The following is an 18,354-nucleotide window of genomic DNA, read 5'->3' as shown; positions in this document are numbered from 1 at the left end:
CGTGGGCACCGAGGAGTTCTTCGCTCACGGCGTCTCTGCTCCCGTCGGCCTCTCGGAACCGGGATTTCCTGCCGGGCCGGCGGCTGAGTCCAACTCGGGGAGGAGGTGCAGGATGACGGAGACCCGCTCGGCGTCCTCGGGGGCCAGGGCCGCTTCCGGCGGCGTATCCCGTCGATAGCGGGTGACCACCGCCCGCAGCTCCTCATGCAGGGCCGCAGCTTCCGCGGGCGTCAGTCGCAGGGGCCAGTCACTCATGTCGAACGTCTCGCGCCAGGTACGGGGCATCGTCTGCAGCTCGTTAAGCACTCGCTGGGCGCGCAGCGCGTACGTGCCCGCCACCGACTGCAGATAGGTCATCGCCGCCTCAGGCTCCCGGGCGGCCAGGTCAGGGTCGTTGAACCAGGTCGACTGATGGACCGAACGCCACCACCGTTCCCGCGCGTTCCCGCGCTCTGCGTCTTCCTCGACGAACCCTGCCGCAGCGAGCTGACGCAGGTGATAGCTGGCCGTACCGGAGTTGACGCCCAGCCGCTCCGCGAGCCGAGTGGCCGTCGACGGGCCGTTCTTGCGCAACAGCCCCACCAACTGCACCCGCACCGGATGTGCCAATGCGCGTAGCCCCTTCGCGTCCAGAACGGCAGCGTCCGCTTCAGCCTCAGGGAGACCGTACGGGCCCTGGATCGCGCTTGAACCTGAACTTGAGCCTGAGTCAGTCATGTTGAGCACGGTAAACCGCCTACAACCATTTGCAAAGACTTCTTCGCGAAGAGATGTTGGCGATGCCGGTGGATGGTGAGCGTTGGGGATCATCGGCTGAGCGGAGCGAAGGCATCGGCGTCATCGTGCGGCGCTATGGGCGTGACGGACGGAGACATCGGAAGTAATGCCTTACGGGGGGAGTCAGCGCCTTACTAGCCCGAAGGCAACGCCTTACGGTTCGAGATGACTGCTGGCTGGCTCGTTGTGCTGCGCGGTCCTTGGCCCCGCGGTCCTGGTGGCCCGTAACCCACTGGCCCCGCGCTAGTCCGCTGGCCGGGCGTTCGTTCACCAGCGGACGGCGGTGAAGTCGATCGGTTGGGGACGGAGTAGGCGAGTGCGTTCTGTGAGTGCTTGCAGGCGCTGGGACATCTCGTCGGCGGGGAGGTGGTGGCGGTCGCCGTGGCCGGGGAGGACCCATTCGAATCGCAGCTGTGGGGCCGTTCTGGCAAGGGAGTTGGCCAATTCCTCGATGGAGTACCAGGTCACGCTCTCGGCTACCTCCAGATCGCCGGTGGTGCGGGACCAGTAGAAGCTGTCTCCGCTGAAGCAGTACCGGTCGTCGGCTAGGTAGAGCACGCTGCCTCGGGTGTGGCCGGGCAGGGGGTGAGCGGTGACCCCCTCGCCGATTTCGACGGGTTCGAGGCCGCGGATCACCTGGTCCGCCGCCGGTGCTGCGTCGAGGTCGCCCTCGTGGATCCACAGCCGGGCGCCGAAGTGGTCCGCGTAGCGGCGGCCGTGGGCGACGTGGTCGCGGTGGGTGAGCAGTACGTCGGTGACGGGCCCCAACGCGGTGTACCGGGCTGCGAGTTCACGGCTCCAGCGCGGGGTGTCGATCATCATGACCGAGCCGGAGGGCCGCAGGAGGAGGTAGGAGTTGGCGCCGGCGGTGTGCTGGGAGTTGTGGCCGCAGATCAGGACGCCGTCGTCCAGCGCCATCGGGAAGGGGTCGAGGGACCGGTCGGGCCGCCCGGACGCCGGGCGGATCGAGCGGGTGGGGCAGGCGAAGACGGCGGCGTGTAAGCGTCGGGTCTCTGCCTCGTCGCGAGGCTGGCGCATGATCTGCGACGTGCCGTCGGCTTCGGTGATCAGGTCGGGTGCGAACTGTCGGGCGACGTCGCAGTTGGTGCAGCGGTCGTCGACGTACCAGTCGTCCATGGCAAGGCTCCTTCCGGTGAACGGACCCGAACCGGGCCGCCTTTTCAGGATGACCGTGTGCAGCCGATATCGGTAGGTCCTGCCGATCTTGTACTTCCGGTTCCGAACCGCTCTCACGACGCGATCGAGGGGGAGGGGTTTGATGATATTTGTGCTGTCTGTGCTGTCTGTGCTGTCTGTGCTGTCTATGGTGTTTCTGGCGTTTGCTGCTTCTGGTTTTTGTGGTCTCGGTGTGGGATCGGTTCGCGCTCGATGGCGACGCGCGGGAAGAGTTCGAGAGCGACCGGTCCTGGTCGGCCACCCATGTCAGTGAAATTCCGGGGTTTGGCGGGGTTTGCGGGAACCCGGCTCCGCCGGGGCGCCTCCTCTTCCTCAGAGGCGCATAGCTGATGCGTCCGCGTTCGATGTGGGGGCGAGATATGACACGTACAGCGCAACGGTCTGTAGGAGCGCGGCGGACGGCAGTGGGTACGGCGGTGGCCGCTGCGGCCGGACTGGCTCTGGTGGTGGGGGGCGCGGCTCCCGGGCAGGCCGCGCCCGTTCAGGTGGCTGGTGCGGCACAGTCCACGTCCGTGGCGAGCTGCGGCGCTGCGGTGACAGCGTCCAAGAACGCCCCTGGAGCCGGGATGACGCCCGTAGCCCGGACGACGTCCGCAGAGCCGAGTGCGTCCGCGGCACGGGTGACGTCCGCGGGGCGGGCGGAAGCAGCCGATCCGGTTGCCGGGGCCACCGGGAGGGCGGGGGAGAAGATCTCGTACAGTCTCGCCTCGGAGGCGCCGGTCGGGTTGTGGACGTCCTCCGGGGTGACCCTGCGTACGCCGGTCTCCAAGGGCACCGTCCGCCTGGACGTCACCACGCACGGCTTCAGCGCCGCCTCCCTCATGATCCAGCGCTACGTTCCCAAGACCCACCGCTGGGTCGACCTGGACCAACGGCCGGTCGGTAGCGACCATCCGGAGAAGGGCACGTTCACCTTCCCCGTTTCGGTGGCGGCGAGCGCCGGCCACCCCGCCACGGTGGCCCTGCGCGTACAGGACATCGACCGGCCCGGCCGCCTGACCGTGGCCGCCTCGGTCAACGACGGACACGGCCACACCTACCGCGCGCCGGCCAGGAGCGCCGTTGTCGACCGGCCGACGACCACGATCACGGACTGGCCGCGCGGCACCGCACTGGCCCGTGGTGGCGCGGCGAAGGAGTTCACCCTCGCGGTCAAGAACACCACCAAGCGGGCCTACCCGGCACTGAACGCCGGCTACTTCGCGTACGGCCAGGGCAGCGGGCGTGCCGTGGAGCCGAAGGACCTGGTGCTCCAGCAGTACGTGCCCGGTCACGGCTGGCAGCGCGTCTCGCTGCTGCCCGGTGGCTGCGACCCCGGTATGGGCGCCCAGCTCATCTCGACCGCCAAGACGCCGCTGGCGCCGGGCGCCACCGCCGTCTACCGCCTGCGCCTGGCGGTCGCGGACTCCGCTCCCGTGGTCAAGGTGGACGCGGGTGTGTCGGTGGGCACCGGTGACACGTCCTTCTTCTACCGGACGTTGCCGTTCGAGATTCGCGCCAAGTAGCGCCCTGGGTACGTGACGTCTGCGCGTCAGCTCGCCCCGGTGGTCGTCGGCATCGTGCCGGCGGCCTGCCGGGCGAGCGCGGTGCGGCGGGAGCACCGTGACGTGCCCGTGGCGGCCCGCCGTGGGTGGGACCGTTGTCCGTATTGCTGGAGTCTGTCACTGCGGTAGCAGTCGGATAACTTCTGCGTTCAGCGGTGTACCGGGGCAGGAGGCCCAGGTAGGTTCAGCGCCCATGACAGAGGACGTCGCGAACATCGACCGGCAGCAGCTGATGGTGGAGGCGCTCCAGGAATTCGCGGCGCGCACTGACGAGCAGCTGGACTGGACCCTGGGGCTGGTCCGGCACCGGCTCGGGGCCGCCCGCCGATTGGGGGTCCCGGTGCCCGAGGACCTGGCCAGCAGGGTGGCGCGGCTGTGCGAGAAGCGGAACTTGCCGCTCGATGAGCAGGAGCAGCAGGAGCAGCGAGAGCAGCGGGAGCGGCAGGAGCAGCGGGGGCAGCGGGACTGAGCCCGGCGACGGCGCTGCCGCCGCGCCGACCGGCGGTTTTGCTGGTGTGTCCGGGGGCGGTTACGGCGATTTCGGCGTGGGGCGTGGTCAAGTGAAGGCTGGCCCCGGCCACGCCCCCGTGGCGCGTCCAGGGGCGCAGGCGGGGCTGTGACGTGCCGGAACGCGGTGCGCCTGCCCCTTGGCCGGCGAGACCGTGAGGAGGTGCGATGCGCCGTAGTGGCGGGACCGCACCCTGCGCGCCAGCCTGTGCTGCGCGGGCTGACAGTGGTGACGGTGAGGGTGAGGGTGACGGTGCTGGTGTGGGTGGAGGCGGAGTCCGGTGAGGACGCTGCCGGGGCCCACCGATCATGTGGTGGTGGTCGGGGCCGGGCTCTCCGGATTGTCCGCGGCGCTGCATCTGCTCGGTGCGGGCCGCCGGGTGACCGTCGTCGAGCGGGCCGGGCTGCCGGGCGGGCGGGCCGGGCGGGTCGACCGCGGCGGCTATCGCATCGACACCGGACCCACCGTGCTGACCATGCCGGACCTGATCGAGGAGGCGTTCGCCGCCGTCGGTGAGCGGCTTTCGGACCGGCTGGTGCTGCAGCAGCTGCACCCGGCGTACCGCGCCCGGTTCGCCGACGGCAGCGAGCTGGACGTGCACACCGAGCCTCAGGCCATGGAGGCCGAGGTGGAGCGGTTCGCCGGCCCCCGCGCGGCGCACGGCTACCGGCGGCTGCGGCGCTGGCTGGAGCAGGTGTACCAGGCCCAGCACCGCCGCTTCATCGACAGCAACTTCGACTCGCCGCTGCACCTGCTGCACCCGGACCTGGCGCGGCTGGCCGCGCTCGGCGGATTCGGCCGGCTCGACGACCGCATCGGCCGCTTCCTGACCGATCCGCGGCTGCGCAGGGTCTTCTCGTTCCAGGCGCTGTACGCGGGGGTGCCGCCCGCCCGGGCCCTGGCCGCGTACGCCGTCATCGCCTACATGGACACGGTCGCCGGGGTGTACTTCCCGCGCGGCGGTATGCATGCGCTGCCGCAGGCGATGGCCGACGCCGCCGCTGCTGCCGGTGCGGCATTCCGCTATGGCACGCCCGTCACCCGGCTGGAACGCGCCGGCGGCCGGATCAGCGCGGTGGTCACCGCGGACGAGCGGATCGCCTGCGACGCGGTGGTGCTCACCCCCGACCTCCCGGTCAGCTACCGCCTGCTCGGCCGGTGGCCCCGGCGTCCGGTCCGGCTGCGCCACGCGCCGTCCGCCGTGGTCCTGCACGCGGGCGGCGCACGGACCTGGCCGGGCACCGCGCACCACACGCTCTCCTTCGGCGCGGCCTGGGAGCGCACCTTCGACGAACTCACCCGCCGCGGACACCTGATGAGCGATCCCTCGCTGCTGGTGACCCGCCCCACCGCCTCGGACCCGGCACTCGCACCGCCCGGCCGCCACCTGCACTACGTCCTGGCGCCGTGCCCCAACACCGAGACCGGACCGGGCGCGGAGAGCTGGCCCGCGCTCGCTCCCCGGTACCGGGACAGTCTGCTGTCGCTGCTGGAGCGCCGCGGGTTCACCGGGCTCGCCACCGCCGAGGACCTGGGCACGGTCACGCCGGCCGACTGGGCGGCGCAGGGACTGGCCGCCGGTACGCCGTTCTCGGCCGCGCACACCTTCGCGCAGACCGGCCCGTTCCGCCCGCGCAATCTCGTGCGCGGTACCGAGAACGCCGTGCTGGCGGGGTGCGGCACGACCCCCGGCGTCGGTGTCCCGACCGTGCTGATCTCGGGCAAGCTGGCCGCCGCCCGGGTGACCGGGCTCCGCCCGCCGCGTTCGCGCGCCGGCGCGTCCCGGACCGGCGAACGGACCGTACCGGCATGACGGAGCGCGAACTGACCGCGGCGGGCATCACCGACCCCCGGCTGCGCGCCGATTACGCCCACTGCCGCCGGCTCAACGCCCGGCACGGCAGAACGTACTTCCTGGCCACCCGGCTGCTGCCGGCCGACCGGCGACCGGCCGTGCACGCGCTCTACGGATTCGCCCGCCACGCCGACGACCTCGTCGACGACCCGGTGACCGGCAGCAGCACCGCCGACCGCGCGCGGGCGCTCTCCGTGCTGCACCGGACCCTGCAGGACGGTCTGCGCGGCGAACCGAGCCCGGAGCCGGTCGTCCGGGCGGTGGCGCACACCGCCGCCGCGTACGGCATCGACCACGCCCACTTCGCCGACTTCCTGACGTCGATGCGGATGGACCTGGTCGTCACGGACTACCCGACCTACGCGGACCTGCGGTCCTACATGCACGGCTCGGCGGCGGTGATCGGCCTGCAGATACTGCCCGTGCTGGGCACCGTCGTCCCCCGCCGGGAAGCCGCCCCGCACGCCGCCGCGCTCGGCGTCGCCTTCCAGCTGACCAACTTCCTGCGGGACGTCGGGGAGGACCTCGACCGGGGGCGCGTCTATCTGCCCGCCGATCTGCTGGCGGCGCACGGTGTCGACCGCGCACTGCTGCGGTGGAGTCGGGACACCGGCCGCCCGGACCCGCGTATCACCGGGGCGCTGGCGGCCGCGGCCGAGCTCACCCGCGGCGTCTACCGCGAGGCGGCCCCTGGCCTCGCCATGCTCGACCCGGTCTCGCGCCCGTGCATGCGCACCGCCTTCGTGCTCTACGGCGCCATCCTCGACGCGGTGCGCGAGGACGGGTACGCCGTGCTGCACCGGCGTGCGGTGGTCTCCCGCTGGCGCCGCGCGGCCACCGCACTGGGCGGGCTGGCCCGGTCCGTCGCGGCCCGGCTGACCGCCCCGCCGCCCGCCGTACCGCGGGAACGGATGCCGCAGCCGGCGCAGAAGGAGAGCGCATGAGCCCGCGCGCCGGTCATCGGCCACGAGTCCCGCTGCGGCTGCGCAGGCCACAGCGGTGGGAGCGGCAGCGGCCCACCTGGCGGGACGCCCGGCCGGCCGTCATCGACGGGGCGCTGAAAAGGGCGCTCGCCCGACCGTCGGGCAACTGGTTCGTACTCGGCGCGGCCCGTGACATCGGGCCCGGGAAGCCGTTCGGCCGGACGGTGGCCGGCGTCGAGGTGGTCGCCTGGCGCGATGCCACCGGGCGCCTGGTGGCCGGGCCGGGGGCCTGCCCGCACCTCGGGGCGCCGCTGGCGGAGGGCGCCGTGCACTGCGGCACGCTCCGCTGCCGCTGGCACGGACTGGCCCTGGACGGTGCCGCGTTCGCCGGCTGGGAACCGTTCCCCGCCCATGACGACGGAGTGCTCGCCTGGGTCCGGCTGGACGCGGCCGGCGGCGAACGGTCCCTGCCGCGGCCGGTGATCCCGCCCCGGCCCGGACCGGCCGGCACGCTCGTCGCCGTGCACACGGCCGTGGGCGAGTGCGAACCGGAGGACGTGGTGGCCAACCGGCTGGACCCCTGGCACGGGGCGTGGTTCCACCCCTACTCGTTCGTGGACCTCAGGGTGGTCGGCGCACCGACGGAGGCCGGTACCGAGGGCCCGGACGAGTTCCTGGTCGAGGTCTCCTTCAAGGTCGCCGGGCGCGCGGTCGTTCCGGTGACGGCACGCTTCACCGCACCGGAGCCGCGCACGGTGGTGATGCACCTCGTCGACGGCGAGGGGGCGGGGTCGGTGGTCGAGACCCATGCCACGCCACTGGCCCCGGACGACCGCGGCCGGCCGCGCACCGCGGTGGTCGAAGCGGTGCTGGCCCGCTCCGACCGGCCCGGGTTCGCGCTGGCCCGCGCCGCGGCTCCGCTCGTGCGCCCGTTGATGCGGGCGGTCGCCGGCCGGCTGTGGCGGGACGATCTCGCGTACGCCGAGCGCCGTTGGCAGCTGCGCCACAGCGGCCGCTGGCCGGGCTGACCGGAACGCCGGCCCGACGGCCCGGATACGACGTCCGCGCGGCGGACCGCTGCGGGCTCCCGTAGCGACCGGTCAGCGTCCGGCGCGTCCGGCCGCCCACCGCAGCGCCGCCACCCGGCCCTTGTCCGGCACGGTCCACAGGGGGTGACCGCGCACGCCCCAGCGGGCCAACAGGGCATTGGCCGCCAGGAACCCGGTGGTCGCCGCGCGCTCCATCAGCGCCACCGGAAGCGCCGTGCGCACCAGGTCGCCGGCGATCACCACCCGGGGGTCGGGAGTATGGACGGTGGGCCGGTCGGCATAGCCGCCCACCGCGAACAGCGGACAGTCGGCCCGCCACTCGTGGCGCTGGTCGACGATCCGCACCCCGCGGGTCTCCGGGTAGACGGTGTGCAACTGCTCGACCAGACGGCGCTGTTCGTATGTCCGGTCGGCGTCCGGCCGCACCGCGTAGGCGTGCAGTTCGAGGACGGAACCGCCGGTGCGGCCGGACCAGCGGGCGGCCTCGCCCTCCCAGCGCTCCAGCACGCTGATGTTGTCCAGCGAACCGAAGCCGCTGGTGCCCAGGAAGCCGGGGCGGTCGGAGGACACCCGCCGTTCCAGCCACAGCCGGGACACCAGGAACGGCGGCGCGGTGAGCAGCCGCCCGATGCGCGCCCGCCACGCGGCGTCCCCCAGCCCGTCGGACGCCGCCACGATCCGCCGCAGACCGCCGGTGTCGACGGCGAGCACCACGGCGTCGTACCGGTGCGCCCCGCTGCCCGCGGCCACGCGCACCCGGTCGCCTCCCCCCGGCTCGACGCATTCCACCGGCGTGCCCGTCCGCAGCCGTACGCCGTGCCCTTCCAGGTACCGGGCGAGCGGGGCCCACAGCGCCTGCGGGTACGGCTCCGCGGGCACGTCGAACAGCAGCCCCTCACTCGACCCGAGGAAGTAGATGTGGAACATCAACGCCATCTCCGCAGCGGACAGTTGGCGAGGATCGGCGAAGAAGCTCCGGGAGAACACCTCGAACGCGAGGTGGCGCGCGGCCTGGGGGAAGCCGATGCGGGCCAGCAGATCCCAGGCGCTGGTCCCGTCGAACCGCTGGTAGATCTGCGGCACCCGGACGTCGAGCAGCGGCAGGGCCGCGCCGGGGCGCATCCGGGCCAGGTCCCGCCAGGCGAAGGTGGGGCTGAGGGCCATGAAGCCGAGGGCGCTCCAGGGCGGTGTGCGCGGCACGCGGGCGAAGCTGTCGCGGGTGCCCGAGCGGTGCAGCAGCGGATAGTCCGGGAGCCGTCGCAGCGCTCGCAGTCCCGGGTCGATGCGCCGCAGCAGCCCCCGCAGGTTGTAGTACTGGGGGAAGAAGGCGTGGAATCCCCGGCTCATGGTCGCCGCCGAGCCGTCGGCGAGCCGCACCGGCCAGCCCGCCAGCCGGCCCCCGAGGACGCGTTCGCGCTCGTACAGCGTCACCCGCACCCCGCGCTCGGCCAGCGCCGTCGCGGCCGCCAGACCGGCGATGCCGCCGCCGACCACCGCCACCGCAGGCGGTCCGTCGGCCGCCGCCCGCGCGGCACCCGGGGGTCCGTGCAGCACCCGCGCGCGGCGGTCGCGGCCGCGCCGGGCGGCCGTGGCGGACGACGGCACGTACCGAGCGTTCATGGTTCCCTCCGGGTACGGGCCGCCCCGGTCACCACGGGGCGGACTTTCGGGGCAGCAGGGGGAGTTCGGCGACGGTACGGAGCATGGGGAGCACGGGCGTGCGCAACCCGATGGTCAGGTCCTCCCAGAGCCGGGAGCGACCGTCGAGGAACCGCAGCAGTCGCTCGGTCGGCACCGCGCCGAACAGGTCGCTGAAGAACGCGGCACCGTCCACCCGTCCGCTGTCCAGCCCGCGCAGCAGCACGGCGTCCAGTGCGCGGGCCCAACGGCTGTGCACCGGCGGCGGCAGGGGCGTCCCGGGCCGCCGGAGCGCGGCGGCGAGGCCCGCGGTCTGGCGCTGCACCGCGGCGAAGGTGTATCCGGTCGACGGGCGGGTGGCGCCGCCGGCGGTCCCGATGCGGAACACCGAACGCCCCGCCCGGTGCGGAAACCGGCCGTCGGTCATCGGGATGACGCCCTGTTCCCCGCCGGTGATCTCGAACGGGCCGAGCTTGCGCACCTCGTCGGTGTAGTGGCGCAACGCCCTTTCGTAGTCGGCGTCGGCCAGCGGCCGTCGGGAGAACTGGGTGTACTCCACCAGCGCCGTGTGCGGGTCCAGCGGCAGGACGTACCCGAAGGCGAGGCCGTGGGCCGGCTGCGGAACGCGGAAGTCCATCCAGTCCGCCACCTCCGGCTCGAACACTGCATTGCGGGTACGGACGAACCAGCCCCGGAAGTGCTGCCGCAACGTGGTGCGGGCCGGCGGAAGCAGGGGCCCCGGGCGGGAGTCGAAGGCCCAGCGGGCCCGCAGCATCACCGGGCGCCCGGCAGCATCGCACCCCCGCACCTCGGCGCCGTCGGCGGTGTCGCGCACCGCCGCCACCGTCGCCTCGACGCGCCGCACGGCGGGGCCCCCGGCCAGCCGGGCCTCGACGGCGGCGGCGAAATCGCCCGACCGCAGCATCTTGTACCGCAGCGGCGCGGGCCGCCCCACCCGCTCCGTGCCGTCGGGTCCGTACACCCGCAGAGCGTCCCATTCGGCGGTCAGCGCCCGGTCGAAGTCGCCGCCCGGCGCCTCCCAGAAACACCAGGTGCGTTCCGGCGGTCTACGCGGTCCCGGCGGGGCGTCCACCAACACCACGGTCGGCCGATGCGCTCCGGCACCCGGCCCGTCGCACAGCCGGTAGGCCAGCGACAGCCCTGCCGCTCCCGCCCCGACGATGACCACATCCGCGTCCCGCACACCCGTCCTTCCCGCCCGGCCGCCCAGCACCCATGGCGCCCGCCGGCGCCCGCAGTGATCCTTCCGCAGCCGGGCCGGGGACGACGGCCGCCACGCGCGGCGAGGCGGGGGAATGCCGTGGGTGGGGCGCGGAGGGTCCCTGCCACCCCCACCGAACCGTCCCCGGAGATACCGGGCCGCCCGCATCGAGATGCGGGCCGGTTTCGACGGACTGCTGCGTCGCTTCCCGACCCTCGAACTCGCCGTCCCCGCCGACGAGGTGAAACCCAGGACCGATATGAACATCTACGGCGTCCACGAACTGCCGGCCACCTGGACCGAAACGCCCCGGTAGAGGGCAGCGTCCTTCGCCACGCCAGCCGGTGCCCCCTTCCGGTTGCCGGTTCGGCCGCCGGCAGGCCGGTGACGACGCCGCCGTCGCGTGCCGGCTCGGTAGATGCGTACCGTTCGTGCCGGTGGGAGCCGAACGAACCGGGCCAGGTGGCGATCGATGAACGAGCGGGACAATCAGGCGGACGGCCTGCGCGTACGCACAGGTGCCGAACGCCACGACGCCGTGGAGACGGGGGAGACCGGTGTGCGGGCAGCCGAGCTGCGTGTGGCGCTCGACGGCATCTTGAGCATCCGCCGTCTCGCCAACTCCGGTCCCGAGCCGCAGGCGCGTCCCGCCGAGTGGGAGCGGCGCCGGCTGCTGCGCACGGTGTGCCTGCTCCTGGAGGCCGAAGGCATGGCGCCGTCAGCCGTCGGCGAGGACGGCGAACCGGCGCGGACCGGCTACCGCGTGAGTGAAGAGGAGCGGGCGGGGCTGGTGGTGGTGCGGTGGGTCGGGCCGCGGGGCAGTGGTGCCCGCTACCAGGAGCAGGAGAGCCTCCTGCGGTGCCGGCAGGTACTGCGGGACTGGGGCTTCGAGGCCCTGGAAGTCCGCGGTCCGGGCGGGCGCCGCCATCTGGAGGTGGAGGCCGGCCGGGGGTGAGGCCGAACGCGGGCCGGGCGGCCCTGCGTCACGAGCAACCGCCCGGCCCCGTGGCAATCACTCGGCGCTGACCGGCCGTTCGAAGAAGGTCTCCAGCACGACCGTGGCCTGAGTCCCGCTCACGCCCTCGATCGCGTAGAGCCGCCGTAGGACGTGCTGCAACTGCTCCGTGGTGGCCGTGCGCACCTTGACGAGCACGGAGGCGGCGCCCGCGATGATGTGCGCTTCCTGAATCTCGGGGATGGCGGCGAAGGATGCGGCCGCGTCCCCCATCCAGGCCGACGAGTCGACCATGACGAAGGCGAGCACGCCCTGCCCGAGGGCGGCCGGATCGACGTCCACGGTGGTGTGGCGGATGACGCCACGCTCGCGGAGCTTGCGTACGCGCTCGTGCGCCGCGCCGGCCGACAGGCCGACCGCCTTGCCGAGCGCGGCGTAAGCCTGGCCGGCGTCGCGCTGAAGCTCCGCGATCAGCGCCCGGTCGATGTCGTCCACGATTCCCTGATGGATCATCCCCATGCCGCCACCATATCTGGTTCGGGCGCATTAGTATCACTGCGAATGTGGTTCGGCCGTAGCAGTCGAAGGGATAACCATGTCTGGCGAGTTGTACCCCACTCCATACGAGGTTCTGGACGAGCGCTTCCGTACCGGGAGGTGCGCCAACGGCGATGCGCGGCTCGAGCGGTTGCACGCGGACTGCCGCTGGGCCGAGGGGCCGCTCTATCTGCCTGCCTGGCGGCAGCTGATCTGGAGCGACATCCCCAACGACCGGCTGCTGCGCTGGGACGAGTCGACCGGCGCGATCGGGGTCTTCCGTTCCCCGGCCGGACACATCAACGGCAACACCCTCGACCGCGAGGGCCGGCTGGTGAGCTGCGAGCAGGGCAACCGCCGGGTCACCCGCACCGAACCCGACGGCCGCGTCACCGTGCTCGCCGACCGCTTCGAGGGCAAGCGCCTCAACAGCCCGAACGACGCCGTCGTACGCTCCGACGACTCGGTCTGGTTCACCGACCCGGACTTCGGGATCACCAGTGACTACGAGGGGCACCGCGCCGAGAGCGAGCTCGGCAGCCGCGACGTCTACCGGATCGACCCCGTCACGGGCGGGGTCCAGCGGGTCGCGGACGGTTTCGGCGGACCGAACGGCCTGGTCTTCTCGCCGGACGAACGGCAGTTGTACGTCGCCGACACGCTGGCCCGGCACATCCGCGTCTTCGACGTCCGAGAGGACGGCACCCTCTCGGACGGCAAGGTCTTCGCGGAGCGCGCCGACGGCGGCTTCGACAACATCCGCTTCGACGACGGGGGGCGGCTGTGGGCCGCCGCGTTCGACGACGGCGTGCACTGCTACCACCCCGACGGCACCCTCATCGGAAGGCTCCGCGTACCCGAGCCGGTCTCCAACATCGCCTTCGGCGGTCCCAAGAACAACCGGCTGTTCATCACGGCCACCACCTCGCTGTATTCGCTCGTGATGGCGGTGACGGGCCTGCCCCGGGTGCTGTGACGGCCCTACGGCCCGGCGTACGGGGCGTTGCGCGTCTGCCAGGACCAGGCCGCGATGCCCACGCGGTTCCGTACCTTCAACTTGGCCTGGATGTTGGCGATGTGCGTCTTGGCGGTGCCCGCGGAGATGAAGAGGCGCGCGGCGACCTCGGCGTTCGTCAGCCCCTCCGCCACAAGGCGGGCGATCTCCGCCTCGCGCGAGGTGAGGGGCGAGGGCTCGGGCGCCGGGGGAGGGGCGGGGGTGGCCAGGGCCTGCAGGAGGCGGACGGTGAGTTGGGGGCTGATCAGGAGGTCACCGGCCATGGCGGCTCGTACGCCCTCGATCAGCAGGCCGGGGCCCGAGCGTTTGAGGAGGAAGCCGCAGGCGCCGTCGCGCAGAGCCGTACGGACGTAGTCGTCGTGGTCGAAAGTGGTGACCACCAGGACGCGGGGCGGGTCGGGGGTGGCCGGGCCGGTCAGGCGACGGGTCACCTCCAAGCCGTCGAGGACCGGCATGCGGATGTCGGCGATGACCAGGTCGGGCCGGAGCTCGTGAGCCAGGTCGACGGCCGTGCCACCGTCCGCCGCCTCGCCGACGACGGTCATGTCCGGCTGCGAGTCGAGGATCAGCCGGAATCCGCTGCGTACGTCGGCCTGATCGTCGGCGAGGAGAATGCGGGTGATGCGGGGGGTGTGGGGGACGCGGGGGATGGGGCTGGGGGCGGATGCGTGGGTGGGCGGGGTGGTCACTTCGGCTCCTTCGGCTTGCCGGGCGCCTTCGGCTCTTCGGACTCCTTCGCGGGGGCGGCCGGCAGCGGCAGGACGGCCGTGAGGCGCCAGCCGCCCTCGTCGAGCGGTCCGGCAGTGAGGCTGCCGCCCCGTGCCCGGACGTCTTCGGTGAGGGCAGCGATCCCGCGCCCGCCCCGGCGGCGCAGGGCGGTGGGGCGGTGACTGGAGGGTGTGCCTGGCTCGTTGGTCACGCACAGTTCCACGCCTGTGGGGGTGGGCGACAAACGGACCTCGGCGCGGGGCGTTCGGGGGGCGTGCCGGTGGATGTTGGTGAGCGCCTCGGCCACGATGCGGTAGGCCAACGCGCCCGCCTCCGGGGCGGCGAGAGCGAAGGCGTCCGCTGCGCTCGACGGCAGCTGGCGGCGGACGTCCGTACCGCTCAGTGCGGTGAAGTCGTCCAGCAGAGTGGTGAGTTGGGCGATGCCCGGTGGGTGGTGCGACGTGCTCGGCGGTTCCTGGTCGTCGTCCAGCAAGTGCATCGTGCGGTCCATCGCCTCCAGGGCGTTCAGGCCCGCCTTCTCGATCCGCTCCAGGGCCAGCACAGCCTGTCCGGGATCGGTCGGGGCCAGAAAACGGGCCGCCTGGGCCTGTACGACGATGCCGCTGACGTCGTGCGCCACGAAGTCATGAAGGTCACGGGAGAGCTGGAGCCGTTGGGCGCGCCGGGCCGCTGCGACCGCGGCAAGCCGGCGCTGTTCCACCTGGCGTGGATAGGCGCCGAGGGCTGCCGCGGCGAGCGCCGGGAGCAGCCAGAACGACGCCGCGCCCGCACGTTCGAGGAAACTGGCGTCGACCAGTGGGACGGGCCAGGCGGCTACCGCGAGGGCGGCGAGGGGGACCGCGATGCGCAGTTCCCGTCGGGGCGACCAGCGGGCGACCGCCGCGATGAGGGGCAGCAGCACGATCGCGTCCATGAGCCTCAGGGACGCGCCGGTATGCGTGGGGGCAGCCGCGGTGGTCGCCAGGGACAGCAGCGCGCAGGCCACCGTGGGGCGGGCCAGTCGGGTGTGCGCGGCGGTGCGGCGGCGGGCCAGCAGCCAGGTCACGGTGGCTGCTGCCGCGAGTGCCGGCAGGCAGCCAAGTATCAACTGCGGCACGGCTGGTGTCGTCTCCCCCATGGTGATCAGCGTACGAGGCGTGATCCTGCCTGGCATCTCTGCCGAACGGCAGAGCCACGCCGCGGGCGGTCCGGATTTATCTGCCGGACGGCCGATGGGCGGGGGTGGTGGGTCCGGGTGAAGCTGGTTCTCGTTCGGTGCAGACCGACCAGTAGCCCATCAACCTGCTTCTCCATAAGGGGAGTTCGCCATGCGTTTTGTCTCTCTCGGTGCCGTGGGCGCCGCCGCTGTGCTCGCCGGGATCACCGCGGCGGGGCCCGCGACCGGCGACGCGCCCGCCGCCCGGAGACCCGCTGAGAAGTCCAGCAAGGTCGCGAGCGTCCACGGTGCAGGACGCATCGCGTACGTCTACTCGCCCCACGACGACATCCGCTTCACCGTCGACGCGGAGGCAGCGCCCTTCACCCGCGGTCTGCCGGGATTGCCGTTGCCCGGACTTCCCACCGACGCCAAGGGCACCGTGACCATCAAGCACTACTCACCGGCCCACCACGTCACCGGCTGGTCGAAGGCGAAGGTCGACTGCCTGGTCACCGGGGGCGGCACGGCGACGCTCACCGCGGTCGTGCAGGAGTCGAACGTCGGGACGACAGGCAAGCGGATCGGTCTCAGCATCCAGCAGGGGCGCGGCGCCGGACCGGACCGCCTCGGCTTCGGCTGGGACATCGTGAACTTCGAACCCCGCGCCAAGGACAAGAAGGACCTGGAGTCCCCTACCGGCACCTGCATGGCTCCCGCCCCCTTCGCGCCGGTCATCAAGGGCGCCTTCACCGTGCGGCACCAGGAACTCCCGCCGTTGCCTACGAAGCGAGGGTGACGGGGGTGCGGACGCCGGGGCGCACACCGCAGGCCGCGGTGTGCGCCCCGGCGGGCGGGGTCGGCGGGTCAGGCCGCGGCGGGTGTGTAGTGGGTGGCGTCGTCGCCTTCGAGGGTGTGGCTGAGTGTGCCGTCGATGCCGGCCGGGACATCACCGGCGACGGTCACCCGGTGCAGCAGACGCGGCAGGTCGCCGTAGTCGTCGGGGGCGTAGTGCTGGGTGATGCGGTTGTCGAACAGCACGAGGTCGCCGGGAGTCCAGGCCACGCGCACGATGTTCTCGGGGCGGGTGACGTAGGACTGGAACAGGCGCAGCAGGTCGCGGGAATCGGACGGGCCGAGGCCCACGATGCTCTGCGCGAAGCCGCCGATGAACAGCCCCCGCTCCCCGGACTCGGGGTGCACGCGTACCAGGGGGTGCGCGGTGCGGTACTTCCGTGAGACGAACTGCCGGCGGTGCTCGGCGGCCTTGTCGTTCTTCGGGGCGGCGTAGTCGTAGTCGTTGGTGTGGACCGCCCACAGCTTGTCGGCCAGCTCGCGCAGGGGCTCCGGCAGATCCTGGTACGCGGCGGCCGTGTTGGCGATGAGCGTGTTGCCACCGTAGGGCGGGACCACGATGCTGCGGAGCGTGGACGCCTTCGGGGGCGTACGGACGAAGGTGACATCGGTGTGCCACCGGTTGGCGCGGATGCCCTCGTCGCCGTCGACGGGCAGGATGTTCGGCTGTCCGTCGACGGACGGGACGGTGGGGTGCGCGGTGGTGAGCTCGCCGAAGAGGGCGGCGAAGCGGAGCTGACCGGCGTCGTCGAGCCGCTGACTGCGGAAGACCAGCGCCTTGTGTTCCAGGAGCGCGGAGTTGATCTCGGTGACGAGGGCGGGCTCAAGGTCGGCGGCGAGGTCCACACCGGTGATCTCGGCGCCGATGCGTCCCCCGATCCGGCGGATGTCGAAGCCTGTGCTGTTGCTGTTGCTGTTTGTGTTGGTGGTCATGGTTGGCGGTTCTCCGTTCAGGAGGTGTCGGGCAGGAGGGGTGCAGGAATGTGCGTCGGTGGTAGGTGAGTTGAGGGGTGTGTTCAGGGAGCGTGGCGCGTCGGGGTGGCGGCGGCGGTGGCCGGCCGGTTGGCGGGGCGGGGCAGGCCGTAGTGCTCGCGCAGGGTGCGTCCGGCGTATTCGGTACGGAACAGACCGCGCCGTTGGAGGACGGGCACGACGTGGTCGACGAAGTCCTCCAGGCCGCCCGGCAGATGGGGCGGCATGATGTTGAAGCCGTCGGCAGCGCCGTGGGTGAACCACTCCTGAAGCTGGTCGGCGATCTGCTCGGGCGTCCCGACGACGACCCGGTGGCCGCGTCCGCCGCCGAGGCGGGCGATGAGTTCGCGCAGGGTGAGGCCGTCGCGGCGGGCGAGTTCGGCGACGAGGGTGAAACGGCTCTTGTTCCCGTTGATGTCCCGTTCCTCGGGCAGTTCGGGCAGCGGCCCGTCCAGCGGCAGTCCGGTCAGATCGGTGCCGAGCATCCCTGACAGCTGGGCGAGCCCGTACTCGGGCACCTGAAGCTCCGTCAGCTCGCGGTCCAGCGCCTGCGCCTCGGCCTCCGTCGATCCGATGACCGGGCAGATGCCGGGCAGGACCTTCAGCTCGTCCTCGGACCGGTCGTGGCGGGCCAGCCGGGACTTGAGGTCCTTGTAGAACGCCTGGGCGTCGGCGAGGGTCTGCTGGGCCGTGAACACGGCCTCCGCGTACTCGGCCGCGAACTCCTTCCCGTCCTCCGACGAACCGGCCTGCACCAGCAGCGGGTGGCCCTGCGGACTGCGCGGCACGTTCAGCGGGCCCTGCACCCCGAAGTACGCCCCGCGGTGGTTGATCTCCCGCACCCGGTCGGTGTCGGCGTAGACACCGCGCTCACGGTCGAGCAGGATCGCGTCGTCCTCCCAGCTGTCCCACAGCTTGGTCGCGACCTCGACGAACTCCCGCGCCCGCGCGTAGCGCAGCCGGTGTTCCAGGTGCTCCTCCTGTCCGAAGTTGCGGGCCTCGTTCACGGTGCCCGAGGTGACGATGTTCCAGCCGGCCCGGCCGCCGCTGATGTGGTCCAGGGAGGCGAACTTGCGGGCGGTGTGGAACGGCTCGTTGAAGGTGGTCGACACCGTGGCGATCAGCCCGATGTGCTCGGTGACCGCGGCCAGCGCGGACAGCAGGGTGAGCGGTTCGAAGCCGCCGAGGGCGTTGTGGCGGACCTTTCCCCACAGGGCCAGGCCGTCGGCGAAGAAGATCGAGTCGAGCCGGCCGCGCTCGGCGGTCTGGGCGAGCTGTTGGAAGTAGCGCAGGTCCGTGACGCGTTCCGGCTGCGTACGCGGGTGCCGCCAGGCGGCGTCGTGGTGGCCGGCGTTCATCAGGAAGGCGTTGAGATGCAGCCGGCGGTGGGTGGCGGGACGGGTGGTGGAAGGCATGGGGGCTCCTCGGAGCGGGACGGATGCC

General features: G+C 72.4%; 17 protein-coding genes and 1 pseudogene. 9 read left to right on the top strand and 9 right to left on the bottom strand.

The genetic code is table 11. The features are described from left to right. Window positions 1–24 precede the first annotated feature (24 nt). Together ACZ7MX_RS02655 and ACZ7MX_RS02650 are read right to left on the bottom strand one after the other, a co-directional pair. Window positions 25–717 (bottom strand): helix-turn-helix domain-containing protein, encoded by a 693-nt coding sequence (locus ACZ7MX_RS02655; RefSeq protein WP_472129275.1) that lies wholly within the window; start codon window positions 715–717, stop codon window positions 25–27. 327 nt (window positions 718–1,044) lie between these two features. After that, on the bottom strand, window positions 1,045–1,914 hold the full coding sequence (locus ACZ7MX_RS02650) for an MBL fold metallo-hydrolase (protein WP_472128611.1): 870 nt from the start codon (window positions 1,912–1,914) through the stop codon (window positions 1,045–1,047). 626 nt (window positions 1,915–2,540) lie between these two features. Between ACZ7MX_RS02650 and ACZ7MX_RS02645 the strand changes: the two genes are divergently transcribed. The 5 genes from ACZ7MX_RS02645 to ACZ7MX_RS02625 all read left to right on the top strand — a co-directional run bounded on the left by ACZ7MX_RS02645 (window position 2,541) and on the right by ACZ7MX_RS02625 (window position 7,832). Then, window positions 2,541–3,479 (top strand): hypothetical protein, encoded by a 939-nt coding sequence (locus ACZ7MX_RS02645; RefSeq protein ID WP_472128609.1) that lies wholly within the window; start codon window positions 2,541–2,543, stop codon window positions 3,477–3,479. Window positions 3,480–3,711: 232 nt separating this feature from the next. Continuing rightward, the gene (locus ACZ7MX_RS02640; protein ID WP_472128607.1) at window positions 3,712–3,987 is read left to right on the top strand and encodes a hypothetical protein; all 276 of its coding nucleotides are present in this window, start codon (window positions 3,712–3,714) and stop codon (window positions 3,985–3,987) included. Window positions 3,988–4,306: 319 nt separating this feature from the next. Further along, entirely contained in the window at window positions 4,307–5,839 is a 1,533-nt protein-coding gene (gene crtI / locus ACZ7MX_RS02635; RefSeq protein WP_472128605.1) for a phytoene desaturase family protein, read from the top strand. Continuing rightward, window positions 5,836–6,825 (top strand): phytoene/squalene synthase family protein, encoded by a 990-nt coding sequence (locus tag ACZ7MX_RS02630; protein WP_472128603.1) that lies wholly within the window; start codon window positions 5,836–5,838, stop codon window positions 6,823–6,825. The genes crtI and ACZ7MX_RS02630 overlap by 4 nt, the downstream gene beginning before the upstream one ends. Beyond that, window positions 6,822–7,832, top strand: a complete 1,011-nt coding sequence (locus tag ACZ7MX_RS02625; protein WP_472128601.1) for a DUF5914 domain-containing protein — start codon at window positions 6,822–6,824, stop codon at window positions 7,830–7,832. Before ACZ7MX_RS02630 ends, ACZ7MX_RS02625 begins: the two co-directional genes overlap by 4 nt. A 72-nt stretch (window positions 7,833–7,904) precedes the next feature. On the opposite strand, the gene ACZ7MX_RS02620 is transcribed toward ACZ7MX_RS02625, so the two are convergent. After that, window positions 7,905–9,473, bottom strand: a complete 1,569-nt coding sequence (locus ACZ7MX_RS02620) for an FAD-dependent oxidoreductase (protein ID WP_472128599.1) — start codon at window positions 9,471–9,473, stop codon at window positions 7,905–7,907. Window positions 9,474–9,501: 28 nt separating this feature from the next. Further along, window positions 9,502–10,695: a lycopene cyclase family protein gene (locus tag ACZ7MX_RS02615; protein WP_472128597.1), complete on the bottom strand. Its 1,194-nt coding sequence runs from the start codon at window positions 10,693–10,695 to the stop codon at window positions 9,502–9,504. 178 nt (window positions 10,696–10,873) lie between these two features. On the opposite strand from ACZ7MX_RS02615, the pseudogene ACZ7MX_RS02610 reads away from it, so the two are divergent. Both ACZ7MX_RS02610 and ACZ7MX_RS02605 read left to right on the top strand, forming a co-directional pair. Next, window positions 10,874–11,029 (top strand): annotated as a pseudogene (locus ACZ7MX_RS02610) (cytochrome P450); the annotation flags it as partial. A 156-nt stretch (window positions 11,030–11,185) separates the two neighbouring features. After that, a complete protein-coding gene (locus tag ACZ7MX_RS02605; protein WP_472128596.1) occupies window positions 11,186–11,668 on the top strand; it encodes a hypothetical protein in 483 nt (160 codons plus the stop codon). Between the two features lie 57 nt (window positions 11,669–11,725). Here ACZ7MX_RS02605 and ACZ7MX_RS02600 read toward each other — a convergent pair whose 3' ends face one another. After that, a complete protein-coding gene (locus tag ACZ7MX_RS02600) occupies window positions 11,726–12,163 on the bottom strand; it encodes an Lrp/AsnC family transcriptional regulator (RefSeq protein WP_472129273.1) in 438 nt (145 codons plus the stop codon). A gap of 100 nt (window positions 12,164–12,263) precedes the next feature. Between ACZ7MX_RS02600 and ACZ7MX_RS02595 the strand changes: the two genes are divergently transcribed. Beyond that, window positions 12,264–13,181 carry an SMP-30/gluconolactonase/LRE family protein gene (locus ACZ7MX_RS02595; protein WP_472128594.1) on the top strand — a complete coding sequence of 306 codons (918 nt, stop codon included), beginning with the start codon at window positions 12,264–12,266 and terminating at the stop codon, window positions 13,179–13,181. A gap of 5 nt (window positions 13,182–13,186) precedes the next feature. On the opposite strand, the gene ACZ7MX_RS02590 is transcribed toward ACZ7MX_RS02595, so the two are convergent. Both ACZ7MX_RS02590 and ACZ7MX_RS02585 read right to left on the bottom strand, forming a co-directional pair. Continuing rightward, entirely contained in the window at window positions 13,187–13,843 is a 657-nt protein-coding gene (locus tag ACZ7MX_RS02590) for a response regulator (RefSeq protein ID WP_472129272.1), read from the bottom strand. A 62-nt stretch (window positions 13,844–13,905) separates the two neighbouring features. Next, on the bottom strand, window positions 13,906–15,066 hold the full coding sequence (locus ACZ7MX_RS02585; RefSeq protein ID WP_472128592.1) for a sensor histidine kinase: 1,161 nt from the start codon (window positions 15,064–15,066) through the stop codon (window positions 13,906–13,908). Between the two features lie 190 nt (window positions 15,067–15,256). Here ACZ7MX_RS02585 and ACZ7MX_RS02580 point away from each other — a divergent pair, with 190 nt between their 5' ends. After that, complete coding sequence (locus ACZ7MX_RS02580) at window positions 15,257–15,883, top strand: hypothetical protein (protein WP_472128590.1); 627 nt, start codon at window positions 15,257–15,259, stop codon at window positions 15,881–15,883. A 68-nt stretch (window positions 15,884–15,951) separates the two neighbouring features. On the opposite strand, the gene ACZ7MX_RS02575 is transcribed toward ACZ7MX_RS02580, so the two are convergent. Continuing rightward, entirely contained in the window at window positions 15,952–16,872 is a 921-nt protein-coding gene (locus ACZ7MX_RS02575) for a TauD/TfdA dioxygenase family protein (RefSeq protein ID WP_472128588.1), read from the bottom strand. Window positions 16,873–16,955: 83 nt separating this feature from the next. Next, window positions 16,956–18,326 (bottom strand): LLM class flavin-dependent oxidoreductase, encoded by a 1,371-nt coding sequence (locus ACZ7MX_RS02570; protein WP_472128587.1) that lies wholly within the window; start codon window positions 18,324–18,326, stop codon window positions 16,956–16,958. Window positions 18,327–18,354 lie beyond the last annotated feature (28 nt).

This window comes from Streptomyces sp. NPDC107765, assembly GCF_055657085.1.
The sequence above is the reverse complement of the archived record's forward strand: the minus strand, read 5'-3'. Positions and strand labels throughout refer to the sequence as shown.